Annotated in this window: 6 protein-coding genes and 1 pseudogene; all 7 read right to left on the minus strand. The window is 66.3% G+C overall.

Going from position 1 to position 5746, the window contains the following annotated elements:
• A pseudogene (locus B4L26_RS17925) lies at positions 1 to 916 on the minus strand (hypothetical protein); the annotation flags it as partial.
• A complete protein-coding gene (locus tag B4L26_RS17930; RefSeq protein WP_290721102.1) occupies positions 894 to 2381 on the minus strand; it encodes a phage portal protein in 1488 nt (495 codons plus the stop codon). The pseudogene B4L26_RS17925 and the gene B4L26_RS17930, both read right to left, overlap by 23 nt.
• A gap of 10 nt (positions 2382 to 2391) precedes the next feature.
• Positions 2392 to 3615, minus strand: a complete 1224-nt coding sequence (locus B4L26_RS17935) for a hypothetical protein (protein ID WP_290721104.1) — start codon at positions 3613 to 3615, stop codon at positions 2392 to 2394.
• Between the two features lie 350 nt (positions 3616 to 3965).
• Positions 3966 to 4454, minus strand: coding sequence for an HNH endonuclease (locus tag B4L26_RS17940; protein ID WP_290721105.1), 489 nt, complete (start codon positions 4452 to 4454; stop codon positions 3966 to 3968).
• A 38-nt stretch (positions 4455 to 4492) separates the two neighbouring features.
• Complete coding sequence (locus tag B4L26_RS17945) at positions 4493 to 4915, minus strand: hypothetical protein (RefSeq protein ID WP_290721107.1); 423 nt, start codon at positions 4913 to 4915, stop codon at positions 4493 to 4495.
• Positions 4916 to 5039: 124 nt separating this feature from the next.
• Complete coding sequence (locus tag B4L26_RS19135; RefSeq protein ID WP_290721110.1) at positions 5040 to 5414, minus strand: HNH endonuclease; 375 nt, start codon at positions 5412 to 5414, stop codon at positions 5040 to 5042.
• Between the two features lie 61 nt (positions 5415 to 5475).
• Positions 5476 to 5746, minus strand: a 271-nt coding sequence (locus B4L26_RS17955) for a hypothetical protein (protein ID WP_290721113.1), incomplete at its 5' end; no start/stop codon positions are given.

The following is a 5746-nucleotide window of genomic DNA, read 5'->3' on the forward strand; positions in this document are numbered from 1 at the left end:
ATTCGCTCCACTTCGCGATGCTCATCGGAATTTCCGATGAGTTGCCACGCGGGTCGGCATCCGTTCCGTCGTCGCGCGTCGACCCGTTCTCCTCGCGCAGACGCTCCAGGAGCTCCTGATGGGTCCAGCCCTCACGCTCGGCGCGGTCGAGCTGGCGGCGCAACGCGAGTTCGGCGGCATGCCCGCTGTAGCCGCGGGTGGCCTCGGTCCACAAGTCCTCGTAGAGCTCGTAGGCTTCGCGCCCGTCCCAGTCCTCGCCCTCGCGGACCAAGACGGCTTTGCAGTCGCAGAAATCGTGGAACGTCTTGCCCGCCCGCACACCCTTGGAGGCGATGGTCGCCGACTTCTCGGTCTTGAACACCGGGCCGCGGGAGGTGAGCATCACACACCGTGAGCAGTTCTCCGCACCCGAGAGCACCCGCGCCCAGCCGATCTTCTTACCGTGGCGCTCGGCGGTGTCGATGACCGCTTCACGCCCGGCCGCGTCGGCGTGGCGGGCCAGGCGTGCCCCGAGCTGTCCGGCAACACTGACGGTGGCCTTCGACTTGCCGCGGGTCACCTGGTCGGGTGCGCTCACCGTGACGTGACTGCGGGAGCGGCGCTGCGCGTTCTCCTGCTCAATGTCGGCCAGGATCGTCTCGATCGCCTTGGGGCTGTAGGGCCGCAGCGGTGCCGGCTCGACACCGGGCACCGTGTGGGCCATGTTGCGCACCGCAAGCACATAGGACTCGCGCCGCGCCTCGTTCACATTCCGGTATGCAACCTGGGCGAACCGGGCTCGCGCCTCGTCGGTGGTCGGCTTACCCAACGAGCTCAGCAACCGGGCAGCCAGGCGCACCATCTTCTTGGTGATGGCGCCCTGGCGGTACAGATACTCCGCGGTCGAGAGCGGTCTAGCCTGCGTCGGTGAGGTCACCGGTCACCAGGTCCGACGACATGGGCTGCGCCGACTCCGAGGGCTCTGCAGGCGCGTCGTACAGCATGGTCAGCGGGTCAGACTCCCGACGTGCGGCGACAGCTCGGTTCACAGTCTCCCGAGTCCAGCCGGGGATGAACTCCCACAAGAACTCATCAGGCACACCGAGCATCTGCCCCAACTTGCCCAGCGCATCAACCGTCGCCGCATACGAGCGGGCCGACGCGTCGCGCCACTTCACCTCCGACGCGAAGTCCGCGGCGGCGGTAGTGTCGCCGTCGATGTAGGCAGCCAGCCGGAAGGCCTGTTCGTGGGACTCGCCGAACGACGTGGTGATCTCGTCGGACTTGCGCTCCTTGGCCGACTCCAACGCCGCCAGCGTGGTGTCGGAGATGTTGGAAACCTTCGTCAACCCCAGCGCGTGCGGCGGCAGTTGGCCGATGGCGGACATGTCCAGCAGCCCGGAGTCCTTCGACTCGATATAGCGGGTCAGGTCGGTCTCGTTGAGCTCGCCGACCTTCACGTCGGTGTCGTTGAAGGTCCACACGTTGTTGACCTTCATCCGCATCGCTTCGTCTTCGTTCTTAGCGGTCCAGCCGATGATGTAGCGCTGTTTGAACGCGGCGAAGTACTGGGCGACCAGCATCCCGAACGTGGTCTCGTTGATGCGCGACTGGATCGCCAACAGCGGTTCGATGATGCCGAGCTGCTCTTCGCCGTCGAGCAGCACCCGGTCGCGGTAGCGCACGATCGGGCACACCCCGATGCCGTGGTGGCGCGACTCGATGTAGGCGAAGTTCTCCGCCCGCAGATACGTCGGATCAGTCCAGCCCAACGTCGAGTGCGGCTGGGACTTCACACCGATGAAGTGCACATCCGACTCGTCGTAGAGCCGGATCATGTTGCCGTTGACCTCCAGCGCGTGCAACGGCCAGTCGTCGTCGATCGGCCCACCGTGCTTGGGGTCCCACACCATGCGCTCGCCGTACACCGCGGTCATCTGCCGCGGCGACGACGGCTGCCAGAACACCTCCGCGCCCGACTCCTCCTGGCCCGGCGTGAGCGCTGGCAGCACCGTCGTATAGGCGACGCCGTAGTGCAGCGCCGAACGGTGCAAACCGGTCTGGCGCGCATCCATCTGGTTGCGCTGCCACCACTTCCACGGCCCGGCCGCCGACCCGTCGGACGACAGGTAGTTGTCGACCTTCATCACCTGGGAGAAAGTGTCGAGCACCAGCGGCAGGAAGTTCGTCTCCGAACGGGCGGCCATCCGCTTGAGCGCCGGTTTCGCATCCGTGTCGACCGGCACCGAGCACACCGACTGCTGTGTCGGGATCCCCAGCTCACCACCGGAGTACGGCACCGTCGGCGACAGCGCCGCGTTGAGCAGGTCCAGGCGTCGCGCCTCGTAGGCGCGGACCTGCAGCAGGTTCTGTGCGAGGTCGACGGCGTCACGAGCTTTCACGCGACCTCCTTCACATCGAGAAGAACACCGCTTGCCCGGTGCGTTCGGTGGTTGGGTGCTTGTCGAGGTAGCGAGCACGCGCCATGTCGGCGAGCAGCATCGCCGCCCAGCCGTCGACCTTGCGGGCCGACTCGCGGTGTTCCTTCCCGAACGACAGGCCGTAGCGGTTCAGTCGGCGGCGGGCGTTCAGCACGTGTACCCGCAAGAGCGTGTCGACGGGCTCACCGGTCGAGTGTCTGATCGCGCCGTCGAGCACTGCCGCCACAAGTGCCTCGTTCGCGAGCGTCGAGTCCTTAAGCCCGCTGCGCATGTCCCATCCGACGACCGATCGGTTCGATGCGCGGATCTTCAACTGGTTGCGGTAGTCCATCGACCATTGATCGACGTAGGACTCCCACAGCGCCACGTCAGCGAATGCGCCGACAACGTCGTATGTCGTGAACGCGTTACGGAACACGCCGTCGACCTCGGCGCGGTCGACTTCCCAGTCCCGTCCCCGAGGCCCATCCGGTGCCTGCCAGATCCCGAGCGTTTGGACCAATCGGTCAGCTACCCGTATCGCAATGAGTGCCGTCGCGTCGTCGGTCTTGCCGCCGTCGAAGCCCAGTGTGATCCGGTCGCCCGGCTCGAGTCGGTCATCGGTGGCTGTGGTGTCCCAGGCTGTGGTCGTCACCAGGGCATCCGATGCCGCGACGACTTGGTTCAGGTAGAAGCGGCGCGACACCTCAACCGGGGTCGTCGGGTCCAGGATCTCCTCGACCAGTCGGTCGATATCGAGCCACTCCGAGTCGCCGCGCGCATCAATCAGCCCCGCCCGCAGCGAGTCGCGGTCGGCGAGATCGGTGTCGCTCGGCGCCTCGGTTGCGTCGTAGTACAGGGCGGCGCGTGATCGGCCGGTCTCGATCGCCGTCCATGTCTCGTAGTCGGCCTCGGCGACCGAGCCTTCACCGGGGACGTGCGCGTTCTGGATCGCCAACGATCTGGCCGCACCGTCACGCGACTTGCCCAGGTTCCGGTTGATCGCACGCGACATCTCGACGCCCTGGTTCGCGTAGATCCAGTGCTGGGTCTCGTTCTTCACCACGAAGGTCGGGCGGCCGCCCTCGAGTGCGCGGGGGCTTGATGTGACAGCCTCGATGCGACCGGTGCCGCGGCAGTAGATGATCTCCTTGCCCAGGTCGACGCCGAACTCGGCGATCGCGTCCTTTGACAGCATCGGACCGAGCAGTGTCATGGTGTTCCGTGTTTGTTCGCGCGACACGGCGGCGATCTGAATCCATGGCGCCGGGTGCTGAGCTGGCCGGCCGTCGATCATGCGGCACTTGCCCAAGGCTTCGAACCACACCATCGCCGCGGCGAACGGATCCTTGCCTGCCCCAGCCCTTCATTCTGCGGATCACCCCGCGACGGTGGACGAACCGACCTGAGTCGTCGACTTCGTACCACCGCAGCAGGATTCGGAGCTGCTCCCTGGTGAATCGGAGTGGGCTTCCAGCATCGGGACCGTCTGGTTGTGTCAGCCAGTCCGTTGCGAACTTCGCTGCTTCCCAGCCGATCGCGGTGTTGGCTCCCTGGGGAACAACATCAGGCCACGAACGAACGGCTGTCATCGGGCATCACCCCCCTTCGCTCATCAAGGCGGCGACGCCATTCGATGGCTAGGGAGGTGTGCTTCCCGAAGTTGCAGGGTCCGCAGGCCGGGACCACGTTGCCAATGCTGTGGCGGCCACCACGAGAGATCGGAACGACGTGATCCATCGTGAGCGGGCCGGACTCTCCGCAGTACGCACAGCAGAACCGGTACCGGTTCAGGGTCCGCTTCCAGTCCGCGTCCGAGAACTGGAAGGCTTGGGCACCACGAAGGCGCGCCTTCCGCCGTCGGCGGTACTCCCGGCAGCGATCAGGGTTCTCGGCGAGGTAGCTGCGCGCATACTCGCGCCGATGGCCACCCTCTGCGGCGTAGCGTTCGCGGTCCCGCTTGCGGGAACGGCCGTCGTCGCGACGACGGCGATCAGACGCACGGGTCTTGCACTGCCGACTGCAGTAGACGGCGTGCGGGCGCTTGCCCACCATCGACCCGTTGCACGCAGCGCACAACCGGATCGAGGAAGTCACGTCGCCGCGGCCCGGTACTCGTCCATGATGGCGACCTTCGCCGGATCGACGTCGGGCTCGCCGCCGCGCTCGAGCTCCAGGCGCACGCGTCGACGATCGCCCTCTGTCACCAGCAGACGCTCAAAAGCCGAGTACACCGTCTGGAGCATCTGCGCAGGTCGGCGCTCATCGCGCTCCTGGGCCTTCTTGATGTAGGACAGATCGTCCATCAGGCTGAATGCGAAAGCCCAGTCCGACGGTTCGTAGAAGTCAGCCTGGCCCGACTTGGCCAGCGAAGCCCACAGGCTCTTCGCGATCGGATGCCAGCTCCTGTCTGCGGCAGGAACCTTGACCGCCTTCGCGCCGGCGGCCTTGTCAGTGGCGGACGTCTGGTTACGTCGACGGCGTTGATCGGAGCGCTTAGGGACTGGACCAGGCAATTTGGTGACCTCCAGGGTCGGGACGGAATCGTCAACCTCCAGGGTTGACGCGTGCAAAACTTGGGAACCCGTACAGAGCCTCAGGTGCTATGTCCCCCGGGGCTAAGGGTTTGATCCGGCTGGGTCACCCCCCACCCCGGAGGCCGGGATGGGGTTCAGCGGGGAGTCGGCATCGCGCTTTGCGAGCCGCGACGCCGGCGGCACGCTCACGTGTGGTCTTGGCGTCGTGGCACGGCCTGCACAGTGTGACGAGGTTGGCGAGCTCGTCGCCTCCGCCTGCGGCCCGGTTGTGGATGTGGTCGGCGTGGAGGGTGCCGTCGCCCTGGCGGCCGACGTACCCGCATCTTTGGCAGGTGTGGCGGTCCCGCTTGAAGCAGGCCTGTTGTAGTCGGGATGGAACACTGCGTGTCCCGGCGTGCGACTGCCAGGCCACTAGCGCTGCCCGTGATCGCGCTTGGTGCGGTTCATGCGGCGACGGCCGCGCCAGGTGTTTCGCCATGCCCAGCGTTGTCCGCAGGCTGGGCAGCGCCAGGTCAGGACGGTGCCGGGGGTGCGCTCGATCATTCGTAAGTCAGAAGGAACACCGAGCTATGGTGCTGTCGCTCGGGGAATGCGCCGAATCGGTAGGTCACCGTGCCGCCGGTGAGCCCGGCCTCGGCCGCGAGGGACAGGAGTTCGGCGGTGGACTTCCGTGCCGCGAACGGGGCGAGCGCGGCGACGACATCCCCTTCGTCGCCGCGCCACGTCTCCGGGTGTGTGATGTGGTCACACATCATCGGGCCGGACCTGGGCCATGAAGTCGAGGACAATGTCGGCTCCGGTCGAAAAGTG

Source organism: Gordonia sp. UBA7599, from assembly GCA_002477755.1.
Lineage (GTDB): Bacteria > Actinomycetota > Actinomycetes > Mycobacteriales > Mycobacteriaceae > Gordonia.